This is a genomic window from Pseudomonas sp. TNT3 (assembly GCF_010095445.2).
Taxonomy (GTDB): domain Bacteria; phylum Pseudomonadota; class Gammaproteobacteria; order Pseudomonadales; family Pseudomonadaceae; genus Aquipseudomonas.
In genome coordinates, this window is the sequence record NZ_WFGV02000001.1 from 76091 (window position 1) to 102084 (window position 25994).

The 25994-nt window shown below is 57.6% G+C and carries 23 protein-coding genes; 6 read left to right on the top strand and 17 right to left on the bottom strand.

The genetic code is table 11. The features are described from left to right. Positions 1–58 precede the first annotated feature (58 nt). From hda to GBC55_RS00365, 3 genes are all read right to left on the bottom strand, one after another. Entirely contained in the window at positions 59–763 is a 705-nt protein-coding gene (gene hda, locus GBC55_RS00355) for a DnaA regulatory inactivator Hda (protein ID WP_008033543.1), read from the bottom strand. A 230-nt stretch (positions 764–993) separates the two neighbouring features. After that, a complete protein-coding gene (locus GBC55_RS00360) occupies positions 994–2067 on the bottom strand; it encodes an AI-2E family transporter (RefSeq protein ID WP_162436073.1) in 1074 nt (357 codons plus the stop codon). Between the two features lie 44 nt (positions 2068–2111). Further along, entirely contained in the window at positions 2112–3173 is a 1062-nt protein-coding gene (locus GBC55_RS00365) for a DUF2066 domain-containing protein (protein ID WP_162436072.1), read from the bottom strand. Positions 3174–3554: 381 nt separating this feature from the next. Here GBC55_RS00365 and purM point away from each other — a divergent pair, with 381 nt between their 5' ends. From purM to GBC55_RS00380, 3 genes are read left to right on the top strand one after another with little or no spacing between them, the layout of a single operon-like run. After that, positions 3555–4613 carry a phosphoribosylformylglycinamidine cyclo-ligase gene (gene purM / locus GBC55_RS00370; protein ID WP_133836547.1) on the top strand — a complete coding sequence of 353 codons (1059 nt, stop codon included), beginning with the start codon at positions 3555–3557 and terminating at the stop codon, positions 4611–4613. Beyond that, positions 4613–5263, top strand: a complete 651-nt coding sequence (gene purN / locus GBC55_RS00375) for a phosphoribosylglycinamide formyltransferase (protein WP_162436071.1) — start codon at positions 4613–4615, stop codon at positions 5261–5263. The genes purM and purN overlap by 1 nt, the downstream gene beginning before the upstream one ends. A gap of 8 nt (positions 5264–5271) precedes the next feature. After that, positions 5272–5985, top strand: coding sequence for a DUF3108 domain-containing protein (locus tag GBC55_RS00380; RefSeq protein WP_162436070.1), 714 nt, complete (start codon positions 5272–5274; stop codon positions 5983–5985). Between the two features lie 262 nt (positions 5986–6247). Here GBC55_RS00380 and GBC55_RS00385 read toward each other — a convergent pair whose 3' ends face one another. Further along, positions 6248–7258, bottom strand: a complete 1011-nt coding sequence (locus tag GBC55_RS00385; protein ID WP_162436069.1) for an amidohydrolase family protein — start codon at positions 7256–7258, stop codon at positions 6248–6250. Positions 7259–7408: 150 nt separating this feature from the next. Between GBC55_RS00385 and GBC55_RS00390 the strand changes: the two genes are divergently transcribed. Then, entirely contained in the window at positions 7409–7825 is a 417-nt protein-coding gene (locus GBC55_RS00390; protein ID WP_162436068.1) for an OsmC family protein, read from the top strand. Positions 7826–7886: 61 nt separating this feature from the next. Next, positions 7887–8774 carry a pirin family protein gene (locus tag GBC55_RS00395; protein WP_162436067.1) on the top strand — a complete coding sequence of 296 codons (888 nt, stop codon included), beginning with the start codon at positions 7887–7889 and terminating at the stop codon, positions 8772–8774. A gap of 186 nt (positions 8775–8960) precedes the next feature. On the opposite strand, the gene htpG is transcribed toward GBC55_RS00395, so the two are convergent. From htpG to GBC55_RS00410, 3 genes are all read right to left on the bottom strand, one after another. After that, entirely contained in the window at positions 8961–10865 is a 1905-nt protein-coding gene (htpG, locus tag GBC55_RS00400) for a molecular chaperone HtpG (protein ID WP_162436066.1), read from the bottom strand. 81 nt (positions 10866–10946) lie between these two features. After that, the gene (locus tag GBC55_RS00405) at positions 10947–11399 is read right to left on the bottom strand and encodes a PaaI family thioesterase (RefSeq protein WP_162436065.1); all 453 of its coding nucleotides are present in this window, start codon (positions 11397–11399) and stop codon (positions 10947–10949) included. Between the two features lie 10 nt (positions 11400–11409). Next, positions 11410–11886 carry a PaaI family thioesterase gene (locus GBC55_RS00410; RefSeq protein WP_162436064.1) on the bottom strand — a complete coding sequence of 159 codons (477 nt, stop codon included), beginning with the start codon at positions 11884–11886 and terminating at the stop codon, positions 11410–11412. Positions 11887–12043: 157 nt separating this feature from the next. Here GBC55_RS00410 and GBC55_RS00415 point away from each other — a divergent pair, with 157 nt between their 5' ends. Next, positions 12044–12277: a hypothetical protein gene (locus GBC55_RS00415; protein ID WP_162436063.1), complete on the top strand. Its 234-nt coding sequence runs from the start codon at positions 12044–12046 to the stop codon at positions 12275–12277. Between the two features lie 70 nt (positions 12278–12347). On the opposite strand, the gene GBC55_RS00420 is transcribed toward GBC55_RS00415, so the two are convergent. The 10 genes from GBC55_RS00420 to sdhA all read right to left on the bottom strand — a co-directional run bounded on the left by GBC55_RS00420 (position 12348) and on the right by sdhA (position 25991). Beyond that, positions 12348–12749, bottom strand: coding sequence for an MAPEG family protein (locus tag GBC55_RS00420; RefSeq protein ID WP_162436062.1), 402 nt, complete (start codon positions 12747–12749; stop codon positions 12348–12350). Continuing rightward, the gene (locus GBC55_RS00425; RefSeq protein WP_162436061.1) at positions 12749–13486 is read right to left on the bottom strand and encodes a DUF599 family protein; all 738 of its coding nucleotides are present in this window, start codon (positions 13484–13486) and stop codon (positions 12749–12751) included. Before GBC55_RS00425 ends, GBC55_RS00420 begins: the two co-directional genes overlap by 1 nt. Before the next feature lie 172 nt (positions 13487–13658). Next, complete coding sequence (gene brnQ, locus GBC55_RS00430; protein ID WP_162436060.1) at positions 13659–14972, bottom strand: branched-chain amino acid transport system II carrier protein; 1314 nt, start codon at positions 14970–14972, stop codon at positions 13659–13661. A 394-nt stretch (positions 14973–15366) separates the two neighbouring features. Next, positions 15367–16248, bottom strand: coding sequence for a succinate--CoA ligase subunit alpha (gene sucD / locus GBC55_RS00435; protein ID WP_007898976.1), 882 nt, complete (start codon positions 16246–16248; stop codon positions 15367–15369). Continuing rightward, entirely contained in the window at positions 16248–17414 is a 1167-nt protein-coding gene (gene sucC, locus GBC55_RS00440; RefSeq protein WP_008148602.1) for an ADP-forming succinate--CoA ligase subunit beta, read from the bottom strand. Before sucC ends, sucD begins: the two co-directional genes overlap by 1 nt. Before the next feature lie 196 nt (positions 17415–17610). Next, on the bottom strand, positions 17611–19047 hold the full coding sequence (gene lpdA / locus GBC55_RS00445; RefSeq protein WP_162436059.1) for a dihydrolipoyl dehydrogenase: 1437 nt from the start codon (positions 19045–19047) through the stop codon (positions 17611–17613). A gap of 98 nt (positions 19048–19145) precedes the next feature. Beyond that, a complete protein-coding gene (gene odhB / locus GBC55_RS00450) occupies positions 19146–20366 on the bottom strand; it encodes a 2-oxoglutarate dehydrogenase complex dihydrolipoyllysine-residue succinyltransferase (protein WP_162436058.1) in 1221 nt (406 codons plus the stop codon). A gap of 42 nt (positions 20367–20408) precedes the next feature. Next, entirely contained in the window at positions 20409–23240 is a 2832-nt protein-coding gene (locus GBC55_RS00455; RefSeq protein ID WP_162436057.1) for a 2-oxoglutarate dehydrogenase E1 component, read from the bottom strand. Between the two features lie 262 nt (positions 23241–23502). Continuing rightward, positions 23503–24207, bottom strand: a complete 705-nt coding sequence (locus GBC55_RS00460; protein WP_162436056.1) for a succinate dehydrogenase iron-sulfur subunit — start codon at positions 24205–24207, stop codon at positions 23503–23505. An 11-nt stretch (positions 24208–24218) separates the two neighbouring features. Beyond that, positions 24219–25991: a succinate dehydrogenase flavoprotein subunit gene (sdhA, locus tag GBC55_RS00465; protein WP_162436055.1), complete on the bottom strand. Its 1773-nt coding sequence runs from the start codon at positions 25989–25991 to the stop codon at positions 24219–24221. Between the last annotated feature and the right edge of the window lie 3 nt (positions 25992–25994).

The following is a 25994-nucleotide window of genomic DNA, read 5'->3' on the forward strand; positions in this document are numbered from 1 at the left end:
TAGGAAAGCGGAATTTCTGACGCCTGAAATGCGCCGAAAGCCTTGCAGGACGGTGGTTTTACCAACCCAGAGTTTCTTTTAGAAACGGAATTGTCAGCTTGCGCTGAGCTTGAAGAGAGGCCTGATCGAGTCGCTCGAGCAACTCGAACAGCGCACTCATGCTGCGGGTCCCGCGGGTCAAAATAAAATGCCCGACTTCATCCGTCAGGTGCAGGCCGCGACGGGAAGCACGCAACTGCAATGCGCGCAATTTGTCTTCATCGGAGAGCGGACGCATCTGGAAGATCAAGGCCAGCGTCAGCCGGGATTTAAGATCCGCCAGCTTCACCGGCAATTCTCGCGGGGACGTCGACGCGGCAATCAACAGGCGCCGGCCGCTGTCGCGCAGACGGTTGAACAGATGGAACAGCGCCTCTTCCCAATCGGCACGCCCGGCGACCGCCTGCAAATCATCCAGGCAGACCAGTTCGTATTGTTCAAGGTTGTCGAGGATTTCGATGCCGCGATCCAGCAGCTCTGCCAACGGCAAATACACCGCCGGCTCGCCCAACTGTTCGAAGCGCAAACAGGCGGCTTGCAACAGGTGCGTACGCCCTACCCCGTCCTTGCCCCACAGATAGATCAGGCTTTCAGTCCAGCCGGCGTCGGCTTCGCAGAGCCGCTCGACATAGCCGAGTGCAGCGGCATTGGCGCCTGGGTAGTAATTGATAAAGGTGGCGTCATCACGCAGACGCACACCTAGGGGCAGCTGAATCGGTTTCATGCTGACTGAACAGTTCCAAGGGAACCGTTAGTGGCCTCTGTGTAAAGTTTGCGAAGTTTATACCCGTGACGCTGGCCGCACAATGCGACAGACCACAAGCAAAATCAAAGGTTTGCGTTAACGCACTGGTTTTGTGACAGTTTCTTTGGCGGTGAATGCGACAGCTACCCAACGAATGCGCACCCGCCCGGCATGTGACCGGGCGAGACGTCATGAACGATCCGTGAACATTAAAGCTGGGGCTCGTCCTCGCCGCCGTAGATGTCCGAATCCTTATACAAATCATGCATATGGCGCACAAGCACCATGATCACTGCGGCCACCGGCAACGCCAGTAGAATGCCGGTGAAACCGAACAGTTCACCCCCCGCCAGAATCGCAAAAATCACCGCGACCGGGTGCAGGCCGATTCGGTCTCCCACCAGCAACGGTGTCAGCACCATACCTTCCAGCGCTTGACCCACCATGAACACCGCGACGATACCGATCATGGGATACAGGTCACCCCCGAACTGGAACAAGCCCGCGACCAACGCCGCACCGATCCCGATGACAAACCCCATGTAAGGCACGATGGCCGCGAGGCCGGCAATCAGACCGATCAACAGCCCCAACTCAAGACCGATCAGCATCAAGCCCGCGGCATAGATAACGCCCAGCGCCACCATGACCAGCAATTGCCCGCGCACGAACGCCCCCAGGACTTCGTGGCATTCGCCTGCCAGGGTCACGATGCGCTCTTCACGATCTCGCGGCAGCAGGCTGCGGATCTTGGCCATCATGAGATCCCAGTCCCGCAGCAGGTAGAAACTCACCACAGGAATCAGCACCAGATTCGCCAGCCAGCCGATCACCGCGAGGCTTGAAGCGGTCGCCTGACTCAACACCACGCCAACAATGTCCGTGGTCTGGCCCATATGCTCGCTGATCGCAGCTTTGAGCTTGTCGAACTTCCAGAAGCCGTCAGACAAGCCAAACTTCGATTGCGCCCATGGCAATGCTGTGTGTTGCAGCCAGTCGAGCATCTGCGGCGCCAACTCGTACAAGCGGAACAGTTGCTTGGCGAGCATTGGCACCAACACCAGCAACAGTGTGGTGAAGATCAACGTGAACAACGCGAACACCGCCACCACGCCCCAGGTTCGGGACAGGCCAGCCTTCTCCAGCCGATCCACCAGGGGATCGAACAGATAAGCCAGCAGCAGTGCCACCAGAAATGGCGTCAGGATCGGATGCAAGAGCCAGACAAACGCGCAGAGCAGGACAACCCCACCCAACCAGAACCAACGCCGCGTATCGGCCATGTACCACTCCTGCTTGCTTCTATATAAGGAAAAGGAAAGAAAAACTACCAGCGAAAACGCAATTGCGGTGTCGGTGCCGGGATGGGCGCTGCTGCAGGGGCGGAACCCTCGACGGCAGGTTGTACCGGTGGTACTGGAGCGGGTGCCTCACCGGCCGGAAGTTCCTGCAATTTCGCCAGGGACAACTGAGCCTTCAACTGCTCGGGGCTGCCTTTGACCCGATAGAGAATCCGGTCGCCATCCACACTCTGCAGACGCATGCCGAAGGGTTCCAGCAAACGCCCGAGCGCCGCATATCGCTCCAGATTCATGCCCTGTACTTCCAGCAGTTGCTCGCCCGAAGCACCCGGTTTGACGACAAATCGCGGCGCGAGGCGTTCATTGACCGCCAGCATCACGGCGTCAGCCACTGCGGCCTGATCGGCGCCCTGTACGCTGCCCGCTTCTTTTTTATCGCCCATCCACAAATTCCACTTGGCCTGCCATTGGCCGCCTTCTTCACGCGCATGCACCGCGAGCAACGCATCCGCGTTGTAACGTTCCGATGCACCACGCAGAGGTGCGGCATCTGTGCCCTCAAGATTTGGCGCGGTAGCGACCAGCTGTTCACTCAGGTCCGCCAACGGCAAACGCAACGGCAGACCGCGATGCTGTGCCGCACGACGCAGTGGCACGGCGGCGGCCTGGCCATCACCGACCAGGCTCGAACCCTCGGTGGCGTCGTTCAGCCACCAACCCAGGATCGAGGGTCGATTGGCGCCCCACAACGAAAGGCCCGCGCGACGCAATGCCTGCTCGGTGGTCGCCGGGTCAAAATCAACCTTGAGCACTTCCGGCGGTCCAGCCTCGAAACCGTACTGACTGATGATTTGCTGAGGGTCCTTGCGGATGGCGGCCAACCCCGGGTTCTGCGCAGCCTTGGGATCACCCGTCAGGCGCAACACCAGGGTATCCAGTGCTTCCTGAGTCGCCTGATCACGGATTTCAGGCGATTGACCACTGACCGGCTGGCGAACCTGATAAAGACTTTTCAGGGTTTCGGCATGACTCGCCAGGCTGAAAAAAGACAAACAGCCTGCAAGCAAAAATTTCGAAAAAGAACGCATGGAAGATTCCTGACGACGAAAGCGGCTGGAACAGGCCGCGTGAACCGAATGAGCAAGGCTGTGACCACGCTCCCCGACAAAACATTCACCCGACCCCGGGATGTTTTTGCACTGTCATAACGATAGACGGTTAATAGCGATACCTTATACAGCCATGAAGGATGCGACCAAAACGAGATATGTCGTTTTTTTTTGGCTGATATGCCCCTGCTGTCGGCCTGAGGATGGCCGCTGCCCCTCAAGCCTGATAAAATCGCGCGCCTTCGCAGACCGGCAACAGCCGGGCCCACTGAAATTCGCGAACGGCACTCGCCTTCGTCTGTTTCTGCGGTCCCGCTGGACTCGGTCGTTACCCCTGAATCCCCCCTAAAGGCCTGGATCATGAGCAAGCAACCCTCCCTGAGCTACAAGGACGCCGGTGTAGACATCGACGCCGGTGAAGCATTGGTCGAACGCATCAAGAGCGTCGCCAAGCGCACTGCGCGCCCGGAAGTCATGGGCGGCCTGGGCGGTTTCGGCGCCCTCTGCGAAATCCCGGCCGGCTACAAGCAGCCTGTTCTGGTTTCCGGCACTGACGGCGTCGGCACCAAGCTGCGTCTGGCGCTGAACCTGAACAAGCACGACAGCATCGGCATCGATCTGGTCGCCATGTGCGTCAACGACCTGGTGGTGTGCGGCGCCGAGCCGCTGTTCTTCCTCGACTACTATGCCACCGGCAAACTGAACGTCGAAACCGCGACCCAGGTTGTCACAGGTATCGGCGCTGGCTGCGAACTGTCCGGCTGCTCCCTGGTCGGCGGCGAAACCGCTGAAATGCCTGGCATGTACGAAGGCGAAGACTACGACCTGGCCGGCTTCTGCGTCGGCGTCGTGGAAAAATCCGAAATCATCGACGGTTCGAAAGTCGCGGCCGGCGACGCCCTGCTCGCCCTGCCTTCTTCCGGCCCGCACTCCAACGGCTACTCGCTGATCCGCAAGATCATCGAAGTGTCGGGTGCAGACATCGAAAACATCCAGCTCGACGGCAAACCGCTAACCGACCTGCTGATGGCCCCGACCCGCATCTACGTGAAGCCGCTGCTCAAGCTGATCAAGGACACCGGCGCGGTCAAAGCCATGGCCCACATCACCGGTGGTGGCCTGCTGGACAACATCCCGCGCGTTCTGCCAAAAGGCGCTCAAGCCGTGGTTGACGTGGCGAGCTGGACCCGCCCTGCCGTGTTCGACTGGCTGCAGGAAAAAGGCAACGTTGACGAAAACGAAATGCACCGCGTGCTGAACTGCGGCGTTGGCATGGTGATCTGCGTTGCTCAAGAGCACGTGGAAACTGCGCTGAACGTATTGCGTGAAGCCGGCGAGCAGCCTTGGGTTATCGGCCAGATCTCCACCGCTGCCGAAGGCGCGGCTCAGGTTGAACTGAAGAACCTCAAGGCTCATTGATGTCCCAGACCTGTGATGTGGTGGTGCTGCTGTCCGGCACCGGCAGTAACTTGCAGGCCTTGATCGACAGCACACGGACCGGCGACAGCCCGGTCCGTATCGCTGCGGTGATTTCCAACCGCGCCGACGCGTACGGCCTGCAACGCGCCAGGGATGCGGGTATCGACACCCGCGCCCTGGATCACAAGGCTTTCGAGGGCCGCGAAGCTTTCGATGCCGCGCTGATCGAACTGATCGACGCCTTCAATCCAAAACTCGTGGTACTGGCCGGCTTCATGCGCATTCTCAGCGCTGACTTTGTCCGCCACTACGCGGGTCGACTGCTCAATATCCATCCCTCGCTGCTGCCCAAATACAAAGGGTTACACACCCATCAGCGCGCGCTGGAAGCCGGCGATACCGAACACGGCTGCTCCGTGCACTTTGTCACCGAGGAACTCGATGGCGGACCACTGGTCGTACAGGCAGTAATACCGGTAGAGTTACACGATTCGCCGCAGAGTCTTGCGCAGCGGGTCCATACCCAGGAACACCTGATCTACCCGATGGCCGTACGCTGGTTTGCCGAAGGTCGTTTATCACTCGGCGGGCAAGGTGCTTTACTGGACGGGCAGCTGCTCGCAGCCAGCGGCCACTTGATTCGAACCTAGGAGATATTATGCGTCGCGCCCTGCTCTTCGCTTGCGCTCTGCTCGCCCTGCCGTTTGCGCAGGCTGCAGAACTTCAACCTTTCTCCGCCAGCTACACCGCCGACTGGAAGCAGCTTCCCATGAGCGGCACGGCGTCACGCAGCCTGACCAAGGAAGCCAACGGCGTCTGGAAGCTCAGCTTCAAAGCGTCGATGATGATCGCCAGCCTGTCCGAAGAAAGCACGCTGACGCTGGACAAGGACACCCTGCTCCCGCAGTCCTACCACTTCGAACGTGGTGGACTGGGCAAGGCCAAGAAGGCGGACCTGGATTTTGACTGGACCACCAAAATGGTCACCGGCACCGATCGTGGTGACCCGGTCAAGCTCCCGCTCAATCGCGGCATGGTCGACAAGTCCACGTATCAGCTGGCGCTGCAGCATGACGTCGCTGCCGGCAAGAAAAGCATGAGCTATCAGGTTGTCGATGATGGCGAAGTCGATACCTACGACTTCCGCGTGCTGGGCTCGGAAAAAGTCGACACCAAGGCCGGTCAGATCGATGCGATCAAGGTTGAACGCGTACGTGATCCGACACAAAGCAAACGCATCACTGTGCTGTGGTTCGCCAAGGACTGGGATTACCTGCTGGTTCGCCTGCAACAGGTTGAAACCGACGGTAAGGAGTACAACATCATGCTCCTCGACGGTACCGTCAACGGCAAGGCTGTCAAAGGCAGCTAAACCTGGTCGACGAGAAAAGCCCCGCCAATGCGGGGCTTTTTTTTGCCTGTTGCCATTCGATCCCGAACAATCTCGTACCTGTAGGAGCTGTCGACTGTGGCGAGGGGATTTATCCCCGTTGGGTCGCGCAGCGGCCCCAAAATCTTACGACTGTTGCGCAGCCGAACGGGGTGGTGCGGCATTCCGATAAATCCCCTCGCCACACTCGACGCTCCTACAGGGCGGCAAGGCTATGCTCCAATTCGGTGGTGCGCCAATGCTGTTATCGAGGAACCGCTCTCGGCAGGATTGCCAGGAAGTTGTCTCGAGCGACCTTTCTGGCGACGTCCTCCGGCAACGCATCGAGAAACGGATCAAAGCTGCGCATTTCCTTGCCGAGCTTGTTGAAACGTCCTACCACGTCAGAGCCGAGCATGAAGCGCTCCGGAAAGCGCTCCACCAGCTTCAACCACTCGCCCCGAGGCTTGCCCTGCTCATCCAGCAGATAAGGCGTGAGCACGCTCCACGACAAATCTATAAACAGATTGGGGTACTTTTCCAGCATCCGCGTCAGGGTTGGCAACAGAAATTCGAGCTCAACCTGGTGCCGGTGTATTTCCGCGCTGGTGCCCGCATGAGCCCAGATGAACCGGGTATGCGGATGGTTGCGCAACGGTTCTTCGATTTCCGACAGATACAGCGGATTCTTCTCACGCTTGGACGTGATGTTGGAATGCACCATTACCGGCAGGTCGTTCTCAGCGGCCAGGTGATAGATCCGTGTCATGGCTTCGTTATTCGCACGTGGCGTGTCGCCGGACGTCAGCGCCGTCAGGTCATCGTGCCGGGTGAATACTTCGCCGATGCCCTGCCACAAGCCTGGATTGAGATCGAGCATGCGCTGAATGTGCGTAGCGGAGTTTTTATCGTTGGGATTGAAGCCAGACAGAAACGGATGGAAGTGCCGGCGCTGCTCGGCCGTCAGCTTGTTCACTGCTGCGGCGACGATCACGTCAGTGGCGCTGTACCAGTAAGCATCAGCGTCGTCACCGGCGTAATAGCGCGGACGTTTCGGCTCGTCTTCATGCCATTTCTTGGCGACGGGGATGCCGGAAATCATCACATGCTCAATTCGATTAACCGACATGGCCTTCAGCAATTTGGGCATGCCCGCCGTTTCCTGGAAAAAATCCACGTAATGCAGATGCGCATCGCTGTAGGCATATTCGCGCGCACTGGTACCGGCACTTGAAATAGCCAACAGGCAAGCAACGCTGAGTCGAAACAAATGCACGGGCGATCTCCAGAAGGCAGGAACAGCGTAGACCCCGTCACGCGGTTCGAGGTTCATCCGACAGGAAAGTGGAACGCGCACCTGTAAGAATGCTCTATAACTTCAAGGTCTTTTGATCGAATGACTTTCCCACTGCCTACGAGGTCTCCCATGACAGTTACCGTTAACACCGTATCCGCCGAGGGTTTGCGCCACAGTGTACAAATCGACGAGCACGAATTTTTTGCTGATGCCCCCACCTCCGCCGGTGGCGAAGGCTCGGCGCCGGAGCCGCACGATTATTTCGACGCCGCCCTGGGCGCCTGCAAAGCCCTGACCCTGAAGATGTACGCCAAAAAGAAAGACATTCCGTTGACCGGCGTGACGGTCGAGGTCAAACGCGACAACAGCGAAGAACAAAAAGGCAAATACGCATTGCACGTCAAGCTGACGCTCAAGGGCGTACTCACCGACGCACAGCGGGATGAACTGCACCGCGTGGCTGATCGTTGCCCGATTCACAAACTCATGACCACCACTGACGTCAGCATCGAAACTCACCTGTCAGAAGGCGCATTCAGCCAGTAACAGCAAAGGCTGCGCGAGCGGGTTATGCTCTTCGCGTCACCCGCTCAGCCTGGAATGCACCATGAATACTCCGCTTGTGATTCGCCCTCGCGCCGAAGATGTCGAAGGCCAACCGATTCTGCGCCCACTGCCCTCCGCGAAATGCCGCAGCGTCGGTCCCTTTGTATTTTTCGACCACATGCTCGAAACGGTTTATCAGCCGGGTAAAGGCATGAACATCCGCCAGCATCCACACATCGGCTTATCCACCCTCACCTACCTGTTCCAGGGACAAATCCAGCACAAAGACAGTCTCGGCTCCGATCAAGTGGTCGCAGCTGGCGATGTCAGCTGGATGACCGCGGGCAGCGCTATTGCCCACGTCGAGCGTACTCCTGAAGCATTGAGGGAAAGCGGCTTCACGATGCACGGCCTGCAAATCTGGCTGGCGTCTCCCAAGGCTCACGAGCAGGGCCCGGGGCATTACAGCCATCACCCGGCTGCTACCTTGCCGGTCAGCGATAACCTGGGGGTGAAGATCAGGATGATTGCGGGAACAGGTTTTTGCCTGGAATCGCCGGTTCCAGTGCTTTCTCCTACGCTGTATGCCGAATTGAGCCTTCAGACAGCAACAACTTTGCTGATTCCGACAGAGCATGAAGAACGCGCGTTGTACGTGTTGAGCGGCGACGCCTATCTGGACGGCGAGCGTCTGGAGTTGAATTCCCTGGTGGTGTTACCTGCCGCAGAAGAGATGACACTGTTCGCCGAGAGCGACTGTCATGCGCTGTTGTTCGGTGGCGCCCCGCTGGATGGGCCGCGACGGATCAACTGGAATTTTGTGGCGAGCGACCCGGCGGCAATAGACGAAGCGCGGCGACGCTGGGCGGCCGGAGAGTGGCCGACAGTGCCGGGGGAAAGTGAGCGGATCGAATTGCCGAAACACCGAAGCGAACCCACGCCCTTGTGAAGGACTAAATCGACACAGACCCTGTAGCAGCTGCCGAGCCTGCGAGGCTGCGTCCGGCTGCGTAGCAGTCGTAAAACTGCTCCGGTCGAGAGCGACCCCGGAGCCGACGCAGCCTCGCAGGCTCGGCAGCTGCTACAAAGTGACCGACATAAAAAAACCCGCCGAAGCGGGTTTTTTACAACGCGGTCAAGCCGACAGTTCAACCAACAGCTTGTTGAGACGGCGCACATAAGCGGCCGGATCCTTCAAGCTGTCGCCGGCTGCCAAGGCCGCCTGATCGAACAGAATGTGCGACAGATCGCCGAAGCGCTCGTCGCTCTGCTCATTGTCGAGTTTCTCGATCAACGGGTGAGCCGGGTTGAATTCGAAGATCGGCTTCGAATCCGGAACCTTCTGCCCACTGGCTTCCAGAATCTGACGCATCTGCAGGCCCAGGTCCTGCTCGCCGATGGCCAGAATCGCCGGAGAATCGGTCAGGCGATGGGAAACCCGCACTTCAGCAACCGAGTCACCCAGTGCCGATTTCAGACGCTCAACCAGACCTTCTTTGGACTTGGCGACTTCTTCAGCGGCTTTCTTGTCTTCTTCCGAATCCAGATTGCCGAGATCCAGGTCACCACGCGCCACGTCGACAAAAGTCTTGCCGTCGAAGTCGCTGAGGTAGCTCATCAGCCACTCGTCGATGCGATCGGTCAGCAGCAGCACTTCGATGCCTTTCTTGCGGAAGACTTCCAGGTGCGGGCTGTTTTTGACTTGTGCGTAGGTTTCGCCGGTCAGGTAGTAGATCTTGTCCTGACCTTCCTTGGCGCGAGCCAGGTATTCGGCCAGGGAAACCACTTGCTCGCCTTCTTCACCCTGAGTGGATGCAAAACGCAGCAGGCCAGCAATTTTCTCTTTGTTGGCGAAGTCTTCTGCCGGGCCTTCTTTCATGACCTGACCGAAATTCTTCCAGAAACCCTTGTATTGCTCAGGATCGTTTTTCGCCAGTTTTTCCAGCATGTCCAGAACGCGCTTGGTCAGCGCCGACTTCATGGAATCGATGATCGGGTCTTTCTGCAGGATTTCCCGCGACACGTTCAGCGACAGATCATTGGAATCGACTACGCCTTTGATGAAGCGCAGGTACAACGGCAGGAACGACTCAGCCTGATCCATGACGAACACGCGCTGCACATACAGCTTCAGGCCTTTCGGCGCTTCACGCTGGTACAGGTCGAACGGAGCACGGGCCGGCACGTAAAGCAACGAGCTGTATTCCAGCTTGCCTTCGACCTTGTTATGGCTCCAGCTCAGCGGGTTCTCGAAATCGTGAGCGATGTGCTTGTAGAACTCCTGGTACTCCTCGTCCTTCACTTCGTTGCGAGGACGAGTCCACAGGGCGCTGGCGCGGTTGACGGTTTCCCATTCAACGGCCGGTGCCTCTTCACCTTCAACGGCTGCCACTTCTTTCGGCAACTCGATCGGCAAGGCAATGTGATCGGAGTACTTCTTGATGATGTTGCGCAAACGCCAGCCATCAGCGAATTCGTCTTCACCGGATTTCAGGTGCAGGACGATGCGAGTGCCACGGTCAGCCTTCTCAATGGTGGCGACTTCAAAGTCACCTTCGCCCTTGGACGACCAGTGCACACCTTCGCTGGCAGCATCACCGGCACGACGGCTGAACACGTCAACCTTATCGGCAACGATGAACGCAGAGTAGAAACCAACACCGAATTGGCCGATCAGGTGCGAGTCTTTCTTCTGATCGCCCGACAGGTGCTTCATGAAGTCAGCGGTGCCGGACTTGGCGATGGTGCCCAGGTGAGCAATCGCCTCTTCGCGGTTCATGCCGATGCCGTTGTCTTCGAGCGTGACGGTTTTAGCGTCCTTGTCGAAGCTCACACGGATTTTAAGTTCCGCGCCGCCTTCCAGCAGCTCTGGCTTGGCCAGGGCTTCAAAACGTAATTTGTCGACAGCGTCAGAGGCGTTCGAGATCAATTCGCGAAGGAAAATTTCCTTGTTGGAATACAGCGAATGGATCATGAGGTGCAGCAGCTGCTTCACCTCGGTCTGGAAGCCCAGGGTTTCCTTTTGAGTTTCCACACTCATGGTCATCAAACTCCAATCAGATGGCAGTGGCCGTGACCTTCTGGGTCGACGGCGGGTTGTCATCAAAGTTGGGGGCAGTGATCAGGATTTCAAGGGCTCTTCGATTTTGAAGTGGGCGCGCGCCGTCGCGATGGGTTCGGCTTCGGTGCTTTGCCAGGCGGTAATCGCCACGTTGGCGACACGGCGGCCTTGACGGGCGACCTGACATCGAGCCCATGTGTCGCGAAAGTGCCCTGCACGCAGGTAGTCGAGGGAAAAGTCGATAATCTTCGGTACCTCCGGCGAACCGGTAAAAATCAGCAGGTGCAGCGCGGCGGACAGCTCCATGAAACCGGCAATCACGCCACCATGGATGGCCGGTAGCAAAGGGTTACCAATGTTGTCTTTGTTGGCCGGCAGGCGGAACAGTAGTTCATCCCCTACGCGTGAACATTCGACGCCGATCAGCCTGGCGTAGGGAATCATATCCAGAAGTGGAGCGTAATCCCCCTGTTCATGGGCTTGCTTAAGCTGATCCTTGATCATGTCAGTCATTTCGCACTCCTCATTTCGTACCGCTGGCGATCGCGCCACCAAAACCTTTAGTGCCTTTAACCGCCGTGCCCATGCGCATGAATGTGCCGACGACATGGGCAATAGGCTGTTCGGGATCGTCCTGATAGGCAAAACCGCGGGCAAAGATCACATCGGTGGTCACTCGATAGCATTGGGCGAAACCATAGACATCTTTATGGGGTTCGGCGGCATGCATGTAATCGATGCGCAGGTCGAGTGTCGGGCAGACTTCGAATTCGGGCAGTACGCACAGCGTGGACATGCCGCAGGCCGTGTCCATCAGCGAGGTCAGAGCGCCGCCATGTATAACCCCGGTTTGCGGATTCCCGACAATCTGCGGGCTGTAAGGCAGGATGACGGTGAGCCCTTCGTTGCTGGCGCTGTGAACTCGCAACCCGAGCACCTGACAGTGGCGCAAAGCGGAAAGGAATCGCGTGGCACGCTCAAAAACAGGGTTTTCAGCCATGATTAAAACTCCATTTAGATGCTCGGTCGTCATACCCACGGGATCGGGCAAAAGTTCCCGTCAGAATAATCTTATATATCTGTGAGAATTGAGGAACTTAACGATGACGGCTGTGCTCGAAAGGCCAGTAGATATTTTCCATAAGGAGAAACACCCCATGCAGAAGACTTTAGCTATTGCCTTGATGTTGACCGCTTCCCTCGGTCTCGCAGCCTGCGATAAAAAATCCGAGGACAAAGCTCAAGATGCTAACCAACATGCTGAGCAAGCTCAGCAAGACATGAACAAAGCTCAGGATAAAGTGAACGACGCAGCGAAAGAAAACGCTGAAGCTGCCAAAGCTCAGGCTGAATCGAACGAAGCAGCTGCAAAAGAAGCACCTAAAAACTAAATCGTTTTTAGCGTCGCAAAGAAAACCCGCCAAGTGCGGGTTTTCTTTTGTCTGCGATTTGGCTTTAGGGTTACAGCAAAATAGTTCTAAAAGTCGGACTAATCATCAGCAACAAAGAACACACTAATCCGACGATCCAAACCAGACTGCGTTGCCAGGCCAGATCGCCCCAGTAGCACAGCAGATAGATGATGCGGGAAATAACAAAGATGATGGCCAGCGAGTCAATCAACCATCCCGCCGTTTGCGTGGTGTGAGCCATCAAGACACCGACGGCAAACAAGATGAACGCTTCAATGCTGTTCTGATGAGCCGCCACCGCACGCGCGCCGAACCCGGTGAGTTGTGCCTGTTGCTGGCGCGGCAGGTGATTGTTGTAACCACCCTGCTCTTTCATGGCTTTGGCAACGGGCATGCGCGCCACATAAATAAGCAACGCACTGATAAACACACACCAAAACGGAATACTCATCAAACAGCCTCTTTGTTCGCTTCAGGCAATGGCGCCTCTGTAGGGGTATAGACCATCACGTCGAGAACGTCAGAATGAAACTCGCGTCGGTACAGCACCAGCACCACACCGGTACTCAACAGCATGAACAACCACGGGCTGACAAACCAGGCCAGCATCGTCATGCCAAAGTAATAGGAGCGCAGCCCGAAGTTGAACTGGTTGGCAGCCATGGAAATGACACGAGCGGCGCGGGCAGCAAAAGCCTTTCGTTCCTGCTCGGACACATGTCGCTCACCGACCATGGGGGCCGATCCGACCAGGATGGCCGCAAAATTGTATTGCCGCATGCACCAGCTGAACGTGAAGAACGCATAGACAAAAACCATTGCCAGGCACAGCAGCTTGATCTCTGACATGCCCTGGGACGCCTGCTGCACCATCGGAATATCCGCCAGCAACGACACCGCCCTTTCGGACGCACCCAGCACGGTGAGGATACCGGCCAGAATAATCAGCGTGCTGGAGGCGAAGAACGATGCATTACGTTCCAGGTTGCCAATCACACTGGCGTCGGCAATGCGGTTGTCGCGCAACAGCATACGGCGCATCCAGTCTTCACGATAAAGATGCAGCACACTGGCCAGGCAGGCGGTGTCGCGGCCTTTCCACGTGGCATAACGGGTGTAGCCGCCCCAGCAGATGACAAACCAGAGCGCGGCGAGAAGATGGATCAGATTGGCGTGGATGAACGACATGCAGGTCCTTGTGATGTGGTGGCGTCGGCAAGCCTTGCGCTTACTGTCTGTGGTTCGACGATAGATCAGGGAAAAAGACACTGCACCGTTTGCAAAAAAAATGCCCCGCATCGATTGATACGGGGCATTTCCTGTGTGCTCGCAGCCCGTTTGTGACGGGCCTTGAGGACGCTTACGCCAACGCTTCTTCGCGTTTGCCCAGCAGGCGATCGCAGACCACTGCGACCACCAACGTCATGACCGATGGCACCAGCCACGCCAAACCTTGCTCGCTGAGCGGCAAGTGGGACAACTGCGCAGGCATCCAGTCCGCGAGACCTGCGCCTTTAAGCGCATCGATCAGGCCGAAGATGAACGACACCAGCATCACCGGACCGACGATGCGACCCTGCTCATGCCAGAAGTCTTTGCAGAAGCTCAGCGCCACCAACGCGATGCACGGCGGGTAGATGGCGGTCAGGACCGGGATCGAGAACGCAATCAACTTGGTGAGCCCCAGGTTGGACACCAGGAGGGAAAACGCCGCCAGGATAATCACCAGGGTTTTGTAAGACAGTGGCAGCACACGGCTGAAGTACTCGGCACAAGCGCAGGTCAGACCGACCGCTGTGACCAGGCACGCCAACGAGATCAGCACCGCAAGGAAACCGCTGCCCAGCGAACCGAAGGTGTGTTGGACATAGGCATGCAGCACTGCCGCACCGTTGGTAGCCCCGGCCGCCACTTCATGGCTGCCCGACCCAAGACGGAACAGACTGACGTATACCAGCGCCAGGCCCACGCCGGCGATCAGCCCTGCAATGATCGCGTAACGGGTAATCAGCACCGGCGAATCAACGCCACGAGAGCGGATGGCGTTGACGATCACGATACCGAACACCAGCGCACCCAGCGTATCCATGGTCAGGTAACCATTGATGAAGCCTTGGGAGAATGGAGCCGCCACGTATTCCGGCGTGGCCACACCGACATCACCGGCTGGCAACGCAAACGCTGCAATACCGAGTGCCGCCAGGGCGATGATCTTCAGCGGCGCGAGGAAACGTCCTACGGTATCCAGCAGTCGGCCCGGGTAGAGCGAAATGAAGAACACAAGCAGGAAGTACACCGAGCTATAGAGGAACAGCGCCAGCGGGCTTTCACCCGTCAGCGGTGCCAAGCCGACTTCGAACGACACGGTAGCGGTTCGGGGAGTGGCGAACAAAGGGCCTACAGCGAGGTAGCACGCGGCGGCCAGCAAGCCTCCGGCGACTTTACCAATCGGGCTGCTCAATGCATCCATGGCGCCGCCGACCTTGGCCAGGGCTACAACGGTGATGACCGGCAAACCGACTGCGGTGATCAGGAACCCTAGCGCCGCCATCCAGACATGAGGCCCGGACTGCAAACCGACAATAGGCGGGAAGATAATATTGCCAGCCCCGACAAACAGGGCAAACGTCATAAAACCAAGTGCCAGGATGTCCTGGCCTTTCAACACTTTCATTAAGGAAATACCACACTACTGAATCGGAATTTAGAGAGGGATTTCCCTTATGGGTGAGGGAAATGCTGTCGGTCCGCATAGGACTGACCCTTTTAGCGCGACGCTTCCTTGTGGGACGCTGACGCAAAAATGGCGGCTAGCCTAACTAATTTGGGTGACGAACGCACTGTTAGAGGGCGAACTATCCGATACACGACAATTCCATGTCGCGTTTTCGTATGTAAATTTCATTTAAAAAGCAAAGATCAAAAGATCGCAGCCTTCGGCGAGTCCTACGTTTGGTACGCAACCCCATGTAGGAGCTGCCGAAGGCTGCGATCTTTTGATCCTCAGAAACAACAAAGGCCACCCGAAGGTGGCCTTTGTCTGGTGAAGCGTCAGCCAAGCACGAAGCTTATTTGATCGCCCAACCTGTCAGCTCGGACAAAGCCTTGCCGATGTCTGCCAGCGAACGCACGGTTTTAACGCCTGCGTCTTCCAGGGCAGCAAACTTCTCGTCTGCAGTGCCTTTGCCGCCAGAGATGATTGCGCCAGCATGGCCCATGCGCTTGCCTGCAGGGGCAGTCACACCAGCGATGTAGGAAACAACCGGCTTAGTCACGTTTGCCTTGATGTAGGCAGCCGCTTCTTCTTCAGCCGAACCGCCGATCTCACCGATCATAACGATCGCTTCGGTCTTCGGGTCTTCCTGGAACAGCTTCAGGATGTCGATGAAGTTCGAACCCGGGATCGGGTCACCACCGATGCCGACGCAAGTCGACTGACCGAAACCGGCGTCAGTAGTCTGCTTCACAGCTTCGTAGGTCAGGGTGCCGGAACGGGAAACGATACCGACCTTGCCTGGCAAGTGAATGTGACCTGGCATGATGCCGATCTTGCATTCGCCTGGGGTGATCACGCCTGGGCAGTTAGGGCCGATCAGGACTACGCCCAGCTCGTCGCACTTAACTTTAGCGTCCAGCATGTCCAGGGTAGGAATGCCTTCGGTGATGCAAACGATCAGCTTGATGCCGCCGAAAGCAGCTTCCAGGATCGAGTCTTTGCAGAAAGGAGCTGGAACGTAGATCACGCTGGCGGTGGCGCCAGTGGCAGCTACAGCATCTTTCACGGTGTTGAACACTGGCAGACCCAGGTGCTCGGTGCCGCCTTTGCCAGGAGTAACGCCACCAACCATCTTGGTGCCGTATTCGATGGCTTGCTGGGTGTGGAAACTACCTTGCGAACCGGTAATACCCTGGCAGATAACTTTGGTGTCTTTATTGATCAGGACGCTCATTATTTGCCCTCCGCAGCTTTGACAACTTGTTGAGCAGCGTCGGTCAGGCTGGTAGCAGCGATGATGTTCAAACCGCTTTCTGCCAGTACTTTAGCGCCCAGCTCAGCGTTGTTGCCTTCAAGGCGAACAACAACCGGGATTTTCACGCCGACTTCTTTCACAGCGCCGATGATGCCTTCGGCAATCATGTCGCAACGAACGATGCCGCCGAAGATGTTGACCAATACTGCAGCGACGTTAGTGTCGGACAGGATGATCTTGAACGCTTCGGTAACGCGTTCTTTGGTAGCACCGCCGCCCACGTCGAGGAAGTTGGCTGGTTTGCCGCCATGCAGGTTGACGATGTCCATGGTACCCATGGCCAGGCCAGCACCGTTGACCATGCAACCGATGTTGCCTTCCAGTGCTACGTAGTTCAGTTCGAACTTGGCAGCGTGCGCTTCGCGCGGATCGTCTTGCGACGGATCGTGGAAAGTCTTCAGCTTAGGCTGACGGTACATGGCGTTGGCGTCGATGTTGATCTTGGCGTCGAGGCAATGCAGATCGCCGTCAGCCTTGATCACCAGCGGGTTCACTTCCAGCAGAGCCAGGTCGTGATCCTTGAACAGTTTGGCCAGACCTACAAAGATCTTGGCGAACTGAGCAACTTGCTTGCCTTCCAGACCCAGCTGGAATGCCAGCTCGCGACCCTGGAATGGCTGAGCGCCAACCAGTGGATCGATAGTGGCCTTCAGGATTTTTTCAGGCGTGTCGTGAGCGATCTTCTCGATGTCCACGCCACCTTCGGTGGAAGCCATGAACACGATACGACGGCTGGAACGGTCAACGACAGCGCCCAGGTACAGCTCTTTAGCGATATCAGTGCACGATTCAACCAGGATCTTGGTGACTGGCTGACCATTGGCATCAGTCTGGTAAGTCACCAGACGCTTGCCCAGCCACTGCTGTGCGAATGCTTTGGCGTCTTCTTTGCTGCGAACCAGCTTTACGCCGCCCGCTTTACCGCGACCACCAGCGTGGACCTGGGCTTTGACAACCCACTCGGTACCACCGATTTTGTCGCAAGCTTCTGCTGCTGCTTCCGGGGTGTCTACGGCGAAACCCTGGGATACTGGCAGGCCGTACTCAGCGAACAGCTGCTTACCCTGATACTCGTGAAGATTCATGCTTATTACCGTCTTCGTTAGGTACTGCGCATTCGGTGCTGCACTTGTTCAAGTGCCGCACCACCTGTGACTGCTGCTTGCGTAGCCTTTCCGGACAACCGGTGCAGCTACGCAAGACTGCGTCCAGCGGATGTTCCGCGGTGAGCTTTGCATGCAAGGCTCACGACGGGCTATACCGCCGTGGTTTCTTATTGTCTTAACGCTTCTTGCGGTTGGCGATGTGGATGGCGCCGCCATTCACAGCCAGAGCTGCTTCGTGCAAGGCTTCAGACAGGGTCGGATGGGAGAAAACCATCATGCCCAGGTCTTCAGCGCTGGTGCCGAATTCCATACCGATCGCGCCCTGCTGAACCAGTTCTGCAGCGCTCGGGCCAATGACGTGGACGCCCAATACGCGGTCAGTCTTGGCATCGGCGATGACCTTGACGAAACCACCGGTATCGTTGGCTGCCATGGCACGGCCAGAAGCGGCGAACGGGAAGGTGCCGACGTTAACTTCAACGCCTTCGGCTTTCAAGGTCTGCTCGGTTTTACCCACCCATGCGATTTCCGGGTGAGTATAAATAACAGACGGGATCAGGTCATAGTTGATTTGGGCTTTGTGGCCCTTGATGCGCTCAACGACCATGATGCCTTCTTCGGACGCCTTGTGCGCCAGCATCATGCCGCGAACCACGTCACCGATCGCGTAAACGCCCGGAACGCTGGTAGCGCACTGGTCGTCAACGAAAACGAAACCGCGCTCGTCGATGTTCACACCGCTGTCGGCAGCCAACAGTTCGGTGGTCACTGGACGGCGACCAACGGCAACGATCAGCTTGTCGAACGTGATGTTCTGTTCGCCATTGGCATCGGTGTAGTTCACAACGACTTCGTCGCCGTTCACTTTGGAACCGGTAACGCGAGCGCCCAGCTTGATGTCCAGACCTTGTTTGGTCAGGGTCTTGAAGGCTTCCTTGGAAACCGCTTCGTCAGCGGCCGGCAGGAACTTCTCCAGCGCTTCCAGAACGACGACCTGGGAACCCAGACGCGACCATACCGAACCCAGTTCCAGGCCGATGACGCCAGCGCCGATCACGCCCAGGCGCTTAGGCACGGACTGGAATTCCAGTGCGCCCGTCGAATCGACGATCACGTTCTGGTCAACAGGAGCCGGTGGAATATCGATCGGGCGCGAGCCCGAAGCCAGAATCACGTTCTCGGCTTCGATGATTTCAACGGTGCCGTCTGGCTTGGTCAGCTCAACGCGCTTGCCGGCCAGCAGTTTGCCGTGGCCTTGCAGGGACGTTACGCCGTTAGCCTTGAACAGGGTTGCAACGCCAGAGGTCAGGCCTTTGACGATGTTGGCTTTACGGCCAACCATTGCAGCCACGTCCATGGTCACGCCAGCGTGATTGATACCGTGGATCGCGAAGCCTTCTTTGGCTTCCTTGTATTTCCAGGAGCTGTCCAGCAGCGCCTTGGATGGAATGCAGCCGACGTTCAGGCAAGTACCGCCCAGCGCGAGCTTCCCTTCGCCGTCGGTGTATTTCTCGATGCAGGCCGTCGAGAGACCCAGCTGCGCTGCTTTGATGGCAGCCACATAGCCGCCAGGGCCCGCGCCGATCACTACTACGTCAAATTTCTGCGACATTCAAAAAATCCTCTTTTGGCAACAAGCTTGAAGCCGCAAGCCTCAAGCCAAGCCGCAATTTCTTGCCGCTTGAAGCTTGAGACCTGCAGCCGCTTCTATCAGATATCCAGCAGCAAACGAGCCGGGTCTTCCAGCAGGTTCTTGATGGTAACCAGGAAGGTCACAGCTTCTTTGCCATCGATCAGACGGTGATCGTAGGACAGAGCCAGGTACATCATCGGACGGATAACGACCTGACCGTTGATCGCCATAGGACGCTGCAGAATGTTGTGCATGCCCAGGATAGCCGCCTGCGGCGGGTTGACGATCGGAGTCGACATCATCGAACCGAAGGTACCACCGTTGGTGATGGTGAACGTGCCGCCGGTCATTTCGTCCATGGACAATTTGCCGTCACGAGCCTTCTTGCCGAAGGTGGCGATGCCGCCTTCGATTTCAGCCAGGCTCATCAGTTCGGCGTTACGCAGAACCGGTACAACCAGGCCACGGTCGCTGGAAACAGCAACGCCGACGTCAGCGTAGCCGTGGTAAACGATGTCGGCACCGTCGATCGATGCGTTGACAGCCGGGAAGCGTTTCAGCGCTTCGGTAGCCGCCTTGACGAAGAACGACATGAAGCCCAGGCGTACGCCGTTATGGCTCTTCTCGAAGAGATCCTTGTACTTCGAACGCAGCGCCATGACTTCAGTCATGTCGACTTCGTTGAAAGTCGTCAGCATTGCCATGTTCGATTGAGCTTCAACCAGACGCTTGGCAACGGTGGCCCGCACACGGGTCATCGGAACGCGCTTCTCGATGCGGTCGCCAGCGGCGAAAACCGGAGCAGCGGCAGCCGGTGCAGCAGCCTTGGCAGGCGCGGCAGCAGGCGCGGATTTCTTGGCGGCAACAGCTGCAACCACGTCTTCCTTGGTCACACGACCGCCTTTGCCAGTACCGGCAACGGAGGAGATGTTGATGCCGTTTTCTTCAGCCAGCTTGCGAGCAGCCGGTGCAGCAACAGGATCGTCTTCGCCTTCAGCAGCAGGAGCAGCAGCTTGTGCAGCAGCAGGTGCTGCGGCGGCAGCTGGAGCGGCAGCAGCGCCGCCCGCTTCGATGGAACCCAGCACTTCGTCGGACAGAACGGTGTCGCCTTCGTTCTTGACGATAGCGCCCAGCACGCCGTCAGCGGTAGCCAACACTTCCAGAACAACCTTGTCGGTTTCGATATCGACGATCAGGTCATCACGCTTTACAGCGTCGCCCGGTTGTTTGTGCCAGGTGGCAACGGTGCCATCGGCAACCGATTCCGGAAAAGTGGGGGCTTTGATTTCGATAGCCATTATCTGTGGGTCCTTAAATTCGGTTTCAGGTGCGCGAAGGCGTTAAACAGTAAAGGCGTCTTGCAGCAGTTTTTCCTGCTGTTCGGCGTGCATCGATGCATAACCACAAGCTGGTGCAGCGGAAGCGTCACGACCGGCGTACTCGAGTACGAGTGCCTTGTTGTGATTGCCAACGATGCGGCGCATGTGATGCTGGCTGCAGTACCAGGCACCCTGGTTCATCGGCTCTTCCTGACACCAAACGATATGTTTGAGGTTGGTGTACGGAGCCAGGACTTCGTTCAAGTCGTCCTCAGGGAATGGGTACAGCTGCTCGATACGCACGACGGCGATGTCGTCACGACCTTCGGCACGGCGTTTTTCCAACAGGTCGTAGTAGACCTTGCCGCTGCACAGAACAATGCGCTCGACCTTTTTCGGGTCTTGAACATCGATTTCCGGGATAACGGTCTGGAACGAACCTTCGGCCAGATCTTCCAGGGTCGACACGGCCAGTTTGTGACGCAACAGCGACTTTGGAGTCAGCACGATCAACGGCTTGCGCAGCGGGCGGATCACCTGACGACGCAGCAAGTGGTAGATCTGAGCCGGCGTAGTCGGAACGGCTACCTGGATGTTGTGCTCGGCGCACAGCTGCAGGTAACGCTCCAGACGAGCCGAAGAGTGCTCCGGACCCTGACCTTCATAACCGTGCGGCAGCAGCATGGTCAGACCGCAAAGACGGCCCCACTTGTGCTCGCCACTGGTGATGAACTGGTCGATAACCACCTGGGCACCGTTGGCGAAGTCGCCGAACTGGGCTTCCCAGATCACCAGCGCCTCAGGCGTGGTGGTCGAGTAACCGTATTCGAACGCCAGTACGGCTTCTTCGGACAGGAACGAATCGTACAGGTCGAAACGCGGCTGGCCCTTGTACAGGTTTTGCAACGGGATGTAGGTACCCGCGTCTTTCTGGTTGTGCAAGACAGCGTGACGGTGCGAGAACGTACCGCGACCGATGTCCTGACCCGTCATGCGGATCGGGTGACCTTCGAACGCCAGGGTCGCGTACGCCATGGTTTCGGCGTAACCCCAGTTAATCGGCAGGCCGCCGACTTGCATCTTCTGACGGTCTTCGTAGATTTTCGAGACCTGGCGCTGAACCACGAAGCCTTCTGGAATTTCCAGCAGCTTGGCGGACAGTTCCTGCAAGGTTTTCAGATCGAAGCGAGTGTCGTGACGCGCGGTCCAGGCGTGGCCCAGATACGGACGCCAGTCCACGAACAACTCTTTGTTCGGCTCTTTGACCAGGCTTTTTACAACATGCAGACCGTTGTCCAGCGCATTGCGGTATTCGTCGACTTTCGCCTGAACACGCTCTGCGTCGACCACACCGCCCTGGGTCAGACGATCGGCGTACAGCTCACGGGTGGTGCGCTGCTTGGTGATCTGCTGATACATGATCGGCTGGGTGCCGCTCGGCTCGTCGGCCTCGTTGTGGCCGCGACGACGGTAGCAGACCAGGTCGATCACCACGTCACGCTTGAACTGCATGCGGTAATCGATGGCCAGCTGGGTCACGAACAACACGGCTTCCGGATCATCACCATTCACATGGAGGATCGGCGCCTGGATCATTTTGGCAACGTCGGTGGCGTACTCGGTGGAACGCGAGTCCAGCGGGTTGCTGATGGTGAAACCAACCTGGTTGTTGATCACGATGTGCACGGTGCCGCCGGTTTTGAAACCGCGGGTCTGCGACATCTGGAAGGTTTCCATCACCACGCCCTGACCGGCGAATGCCGCGTCACCGTGGATGGAGATCGGCAGAACCTTCTCGCCGGTAGGGTCGTTACGACGATCCTGACGGGCGCGAACCGAACCCTCGACCACCGGGGAAACGATTTCCAGGTGGGACGGGTTGAACGCCATGGCCAGGTGAACTTCACCACCGGTGGTCATCACGTTGGACGAGAAGCCCTGGTGGTATTTAACGTCACCGGAACCCAGCTCGACCTTCTTCTTGCCTTCGAACTCGTCGAACAGCTCGCGCGGGTTCTTGCCGAAGGTGTTGACCAGAACGTTCAGACGGCCACGGTGGGCCATGCCGATGACGATTTCCTTGGTGCCGTAGGAACCGGAACGCTGGATCAGCTCGTCAAGCATCGGAATCAGGCTCTCGCCGCCTTCCAGACCGAAACGCTTGGTGCCCGGGTATTTGGTACCCAGGTATTTTTCCAGGCCTTCACCGGCAGTCACGCGCTCAAGCAAATGGCTCTTGATATCGGCGGAGTACGTCGGACGGCCACGCACGCTTTCCAGACGCTGCTGGAACCACTGGCGCTGCTCGGAATCGGTGATGTGCGTAAATTCGGCGCCGATGGTGCGGCAATATGTCTGCTGCAACGCTTCGTGAATTTCGCGTAGGCTCGCTTCCTCTTTGCCGATGAACAGGTCTCCGGCACGGAAGGTCGTATCAAGATCGGCATTGGTCAAGCCGTAATGATTGATCGACAGGTCTGCAGGTGCAGGACGCTGCCACAGCCCCAGCGGGTCAAGCTGGGCTGCCTGGTGGCCACGCATACGGTAAGCCTGGATCAATCGCAGCACTTCAACTTGCTTCTTCTCGTGCTCACTGCTCACGCTGCCGGCGGAAACCGGTTGTGCGCGGCGCTGGTTCTTTGCCAGCAAGACGAAATGATCGCGAATTGTGGAGTGCGAAACATCGGTGGCAGTGTTGCCGTCAGCAGGCAACTTCTGGAAGTAGGTGCGCCACTCTTCTGGCACAGCGTTAGGGTCGTGCAGGTAGAGCTCGTAGAGCTCTTCCACATAGGCAGCGTTACTACCGGATAGGTAGGCGCTGTTCCACATGCGCTGCATCACGCTTTCTTGCATGCTTGGTCACCCTCGGTTAGGGGAACACCACCGGCGTCGATACCGAGCACGCTTGCAGAAGTCCGAATGCAGCGACTAAAACAAGCCACCTTGGATCACGCTGATAGTCCGGGTACCAGCCCGGATGCCCCTGCTTGTCTCATTTCTTCAAAATAAGAGCCGCAGCTTTATGGGCTGCTGCTCAGGTTAAAACTACGGCGCCGGTTGAAGCCTGCGCCGTAGCATCTACGGGTACAGCAATGTTGCGGGTACTACAGCTGTATCACACGCCGCTTTGCAGAAGCATGTTACGAATGTGACCGATGGCCTTAGTCGGGTTCAGGCCTTTCGGACATACGTTGACGCAGTTCATGATCCCGCGGCAGCGGAATACGCTGAACGGGTCATCCAGCGAAGCCAGACGCTCGGACGTCCTGGTATCACGGCTGTCTGCCAGGAAGCGGTACGCTTGCAGCAGGGCAGCTGGACCCAGGAACTTGTCCGGGTTCCACCAGAAGGACGGGCACGAGGTCGAGCAGCAAGCGCACAGGATGCACTCGTACAGACCGTCGAGCTTTTCACGCTCTTCAGGGGACTGCAGACGCTCGATGGCCGGAGCCGGCGTGTCGTTCTGCAGGTAAGGCTTCACCTTCTCGTATTGCTTGTAGAAGATGCTCATATCGACGACCAGGTCACGAATGACCGGCAAACCTGGCAGTGGACGAACAACCAACTTGTTACCTTTTACGACAGCGGACAGCGGCGTGACGCACGCCAGACCGTTTTTGCCGTTGATGTTCATGCCGTCGGAACCGCAAACACCTTCACGGCAAGAGCGACGATAGGAGAAACCTTCGTCCTGCTCTTTGATCAGGGCCAGCACGTCCAGCACCATCAGGTCTTTACCACCGGTATCAACCTGGAACTCCTGCATGAACGGCGCGGCGTCCTGATCAGGGTTGTAACGATAAACGCTGACTTTCAACATGGCGGCCACCCTTAATAAGTCCGAATCTTAGGTTCAAAAGTCGGAACAGTTTTCGGCGAGAAGTTTACGGCACGTTTGGTAACGCGCTTGTCACCCGGGAAGAACAGGGTGTGGCACAGCCAGTTTTCATCGTCGCGGTCTTCGAAGTCTTCACGGGCGTGAGCACCGCGGGACTCTTTACGGATCTCTGCAGCGATGGCGGTGGCTTCGGCCACTTCCAGCAGGTTTTGCAGTTCCAGCGCTTCGATACGCGCAGTGTTGAACGCCTGCGACTTATCGTTGATCTTGACGTTGGCGATGCGCACGCGCAGGTCAGCCAGCTGGGCAATACCCTTCTGCATGTATTCGCCGGTACGGAATACACCGAAGTAGTTCTGCATGCAGCTCTGCAGCTCGCGACGCAGGGTTGCCACGTCTTCGCCATCGGTACGCTCGTTCAGAGCGGACAGACGCGCCAGGGCGGTTTCGATGTTGGCGTCGGTAGCGTCATCGTATTCGATGCCGTCAGTCAGCGCTTTTTCCAGGTGCAGACCGGCCGCACGACCGAACACAACCAGGTCGAGCAACGAGTTGCCGCCCAGACGGTTGGCACCGTGAACCGATACGCAAGCCACTTCACCCACTGCGAACAGGCCAGGGATGATGGTGTCGACGCCTTCGGCATCCTGGGTGATCGCCTGGCCATGAATGTTGGTCGGAACACCGCCCATCATATAGTGGCAAGTCGGAACAACCGGAACCGGAGCAACAACCGGGTCAACGTGAGCAAACGTCTTGGACAGTTCGCAGATGCCTGGCAGACGGCTGTGCAGTACTTCTTCGCCCAGGTGATCGAGCTTGAGCAGTACGTGGTCGCCATTCGGACCGCAACCGTTACCGGCGATGATTTCTTTAACCATCGAGCGGGCAACAACGTCACGACCGGCAAGGTCTTTGGCGTTCGGAGCGTAGCGCTCCATGAAACGCTCGCCGTGCTTGTTGATGAGGTAACCACCTTCACCACGGCAACCTTCAGTCACCAGTACACCAGCGCCGGCAATACCGGTCGGGTGGAACTGCCACATTTCGATGTCTTGCACCGGAACGCCAGCACGCAGGGCCATGCCGACGCCGTCACCGGTGTTGATCAGGGCATTGGTGGTGGACGAGTAGATACGACCGGCACCACCAGTCGCCAGAACGGTGGCCTTGGCGCGGATGTAGCTGGTCTCGCCCGTTTCGATGCAGATGGCGATCACACCCACGAATGCGCCGTCCTGGTTTTTCACCAGGTCAACTGCGTAGTACTCGTTGAGGAATGTGGTGCCAGCTTTCAGGTTGCCCTGATAAAGGGTGTGCAGCAGCGCGTGACCGGTACGGTCGGAAGCGGCGCAGGTACGGGCAGCCTGGCCACCTTTACCGTAATCCTTCGACTGACCGCCGAATGGACGCTGGTAGATACGACCTTGCTCTGTACGGGAGAACGGCAGACCCATGTGGTCCAGTTCAAAGACCGCAGCAGGGCCTTCCTGACACATGTATTCGATAGCGTCCTGGTCACCGATGTAGTCGGAACCCTTGACGGTATCGTACATGTGCCAGCGCCAGTCATCGTTCGGATCGGCCGAAGCGATGGCGCAGGTAATGCCACCCTGAGCGGACACAGTGTGCGAACGGGTCGGGAAAACCTTGGTGATTACGGCAGTCTTGTGACCGCCCTGTGCCAATTGCAGCGCTGCGCGCATGCCGGCACCGCCACCACCAATAATGATGGCGTCGAAAGAAATCGTTGGAATGTTAGCCATGAA

Excerpts from the sequence above, each read along its gene's own strand:
- GBC55_RS00425 (WP_162436061.1), bottom strand. The coding sequence starts at position 13,486 with ATGTCGTTCATCCACGCCAATCTGATCCATCTTCTCGCCGCGCTCTGG.
- brnQ (WP_162436060.1), bottom strand. The coding sequence starts at position 14,972 with ATGAAAGTGTTGAAAGGCCAGGACATCCTGGCACTTGGTTTTATGACG.
- GBC55_RS00360 (WP_162436073.1), bottom strand. The coding sequence starts at position 2,067 with ATGGCCGATACGCGGCGTTGGTTCTGGTTGGGTGGGGTTGTCCTGCTC.
- sdhA (WP_162436055.1), bottom strand. The coding sequence starts at position 25,991 with ATGGCTAACATTCCAACGATTTCTTTCGACGCCATCATTATTGGTGGT.
- odhB (WP_162436058.1), bottom strand. The coding sequence starts at position 20,366 with ATGGCTATCGAAATCAAAGCCCCCACTTTTCCGGAATCGGTTGCCGAT.
- GBC55_RS00460 (WP_162436056.1), bottom strand. The coding sequence starts at position 24,207 with ATGTTGAAAGTCAGCGTTTATCGTTACAACCCTGATCAGGACGCCGCG.
- sucC (WP_008148602.1), bottom strand. The coding sequence starts at position 17,414 with ATGAATCTTCACGAGTATCAGGGTAAGCAGCTGTTCGCTGAGTACGGC.
- sucD (WP_007898976.1), bottom strand. The coding sequence starts at position 16,248 with ATGAGCGTCCTGATCAATAAAGACACCAAAGTTATCTGCCAGGGTATT.
- lpdA (WP_162436059.1), bottom strand. The coding sequence starts at position 19,047 with ATGTCGCAGAAATTTGACGTAGTAGTGATCGGCGCGGGCCCTGGCGGC.
- GBC55_RS00455 (WP_162436057.1), bottom strand. The coding sequence starts at position 23,240 with ATGCAAGAAAGCGTGATGCAGCGCATGTGGAACAGCGCCTACCTATCC.
- GBC55_RS00420 (WP_162436062.1), bottom strand. The coding sequence starts at position 12,749 with ATGAGTATTCCGTTTTGGTGTGTGTTTATCAGTGCGTTGCTTATTTAT.
- GBC55_RS00405 (WP_162436065.1), bottom strand. The coding sequence starts at position 11,399 with ATGACTGACATGATCAAGGATCAGCTTAAGCAAGCCCATGAACAGGGG.
- GBC55_RS00380 (WP_162436070.1), top strand. The coding sequence starts at position 5,272 with ATGCGTCGCGCCCTGCTCTTCGCTTGCGCTCTGCTCGCCCTGCCGTTT.
- hda (WP_008033543.1), bottom strand. The coding sequence starts at position 763 with ATGAAACCGATTCAGCTGCCCCTAGGTGTGCGTCTGCGTGATGACGCC.
- purM (WP_133836547.1), top strand. The coding sequence starts at position 3,555 with ATGAGCAAGCAACCCTCCCTGAGCTACAAGGACGCCGGTGTAGACATC.
- htpG (WP_162436066.1), bottom strand. The coding sequence starts at position 10,865 with ATGAGTGTGGAAACTCAAAAGGAAACCCTGGGCTTCCAGACCGAGGTG.
- GBC55_RS00365 (WP_162436072.1), bottom strand. The coding sequence starts at position 3,173 with ATGCGTTCTTTTTCGAAATTTTTGCTTGCAGGCTGTTTGTCTTTTTTC.
- GBC55_RS00415 (WP_162436063.1), top strand. The coding sequence starts at position 12,044 with ATGCAGAAGACTTTAGCTATTGCCTTGATGTTGACCGCTTCCCTCGGT.
- GBC55_RS00410 (WP_162436064.1), bottom strand. The coding sequence starts at position 11,886 with ATGGCTGAAAACCCTGTTTTTGAGCGTGCCACGCGATTCCTTTCCGCT.
- purN (WP_162436071.1), top strand. The coding sequence starts at position 4,613 with ATGTCCCAGACCTGTGATGTGGTGGTGCTGCTGTCCGGCACCGGCAGT.
- GBC55_RS00390 (WP_162436068.1), top strand. The coding sequence starts at position 7,409 with ATGACAGTTACCGTTAACACCGTATCCGCCGAGGGTTTGCGCCACAGT.
- GBC55_RS00395 (WP_162436067.1), top strand. The coding sequence starts at position 7,887 with ATGAATACTCCGCTTGTGATTCGCCCTCGCGCCGAAGATGTCGAAGGC.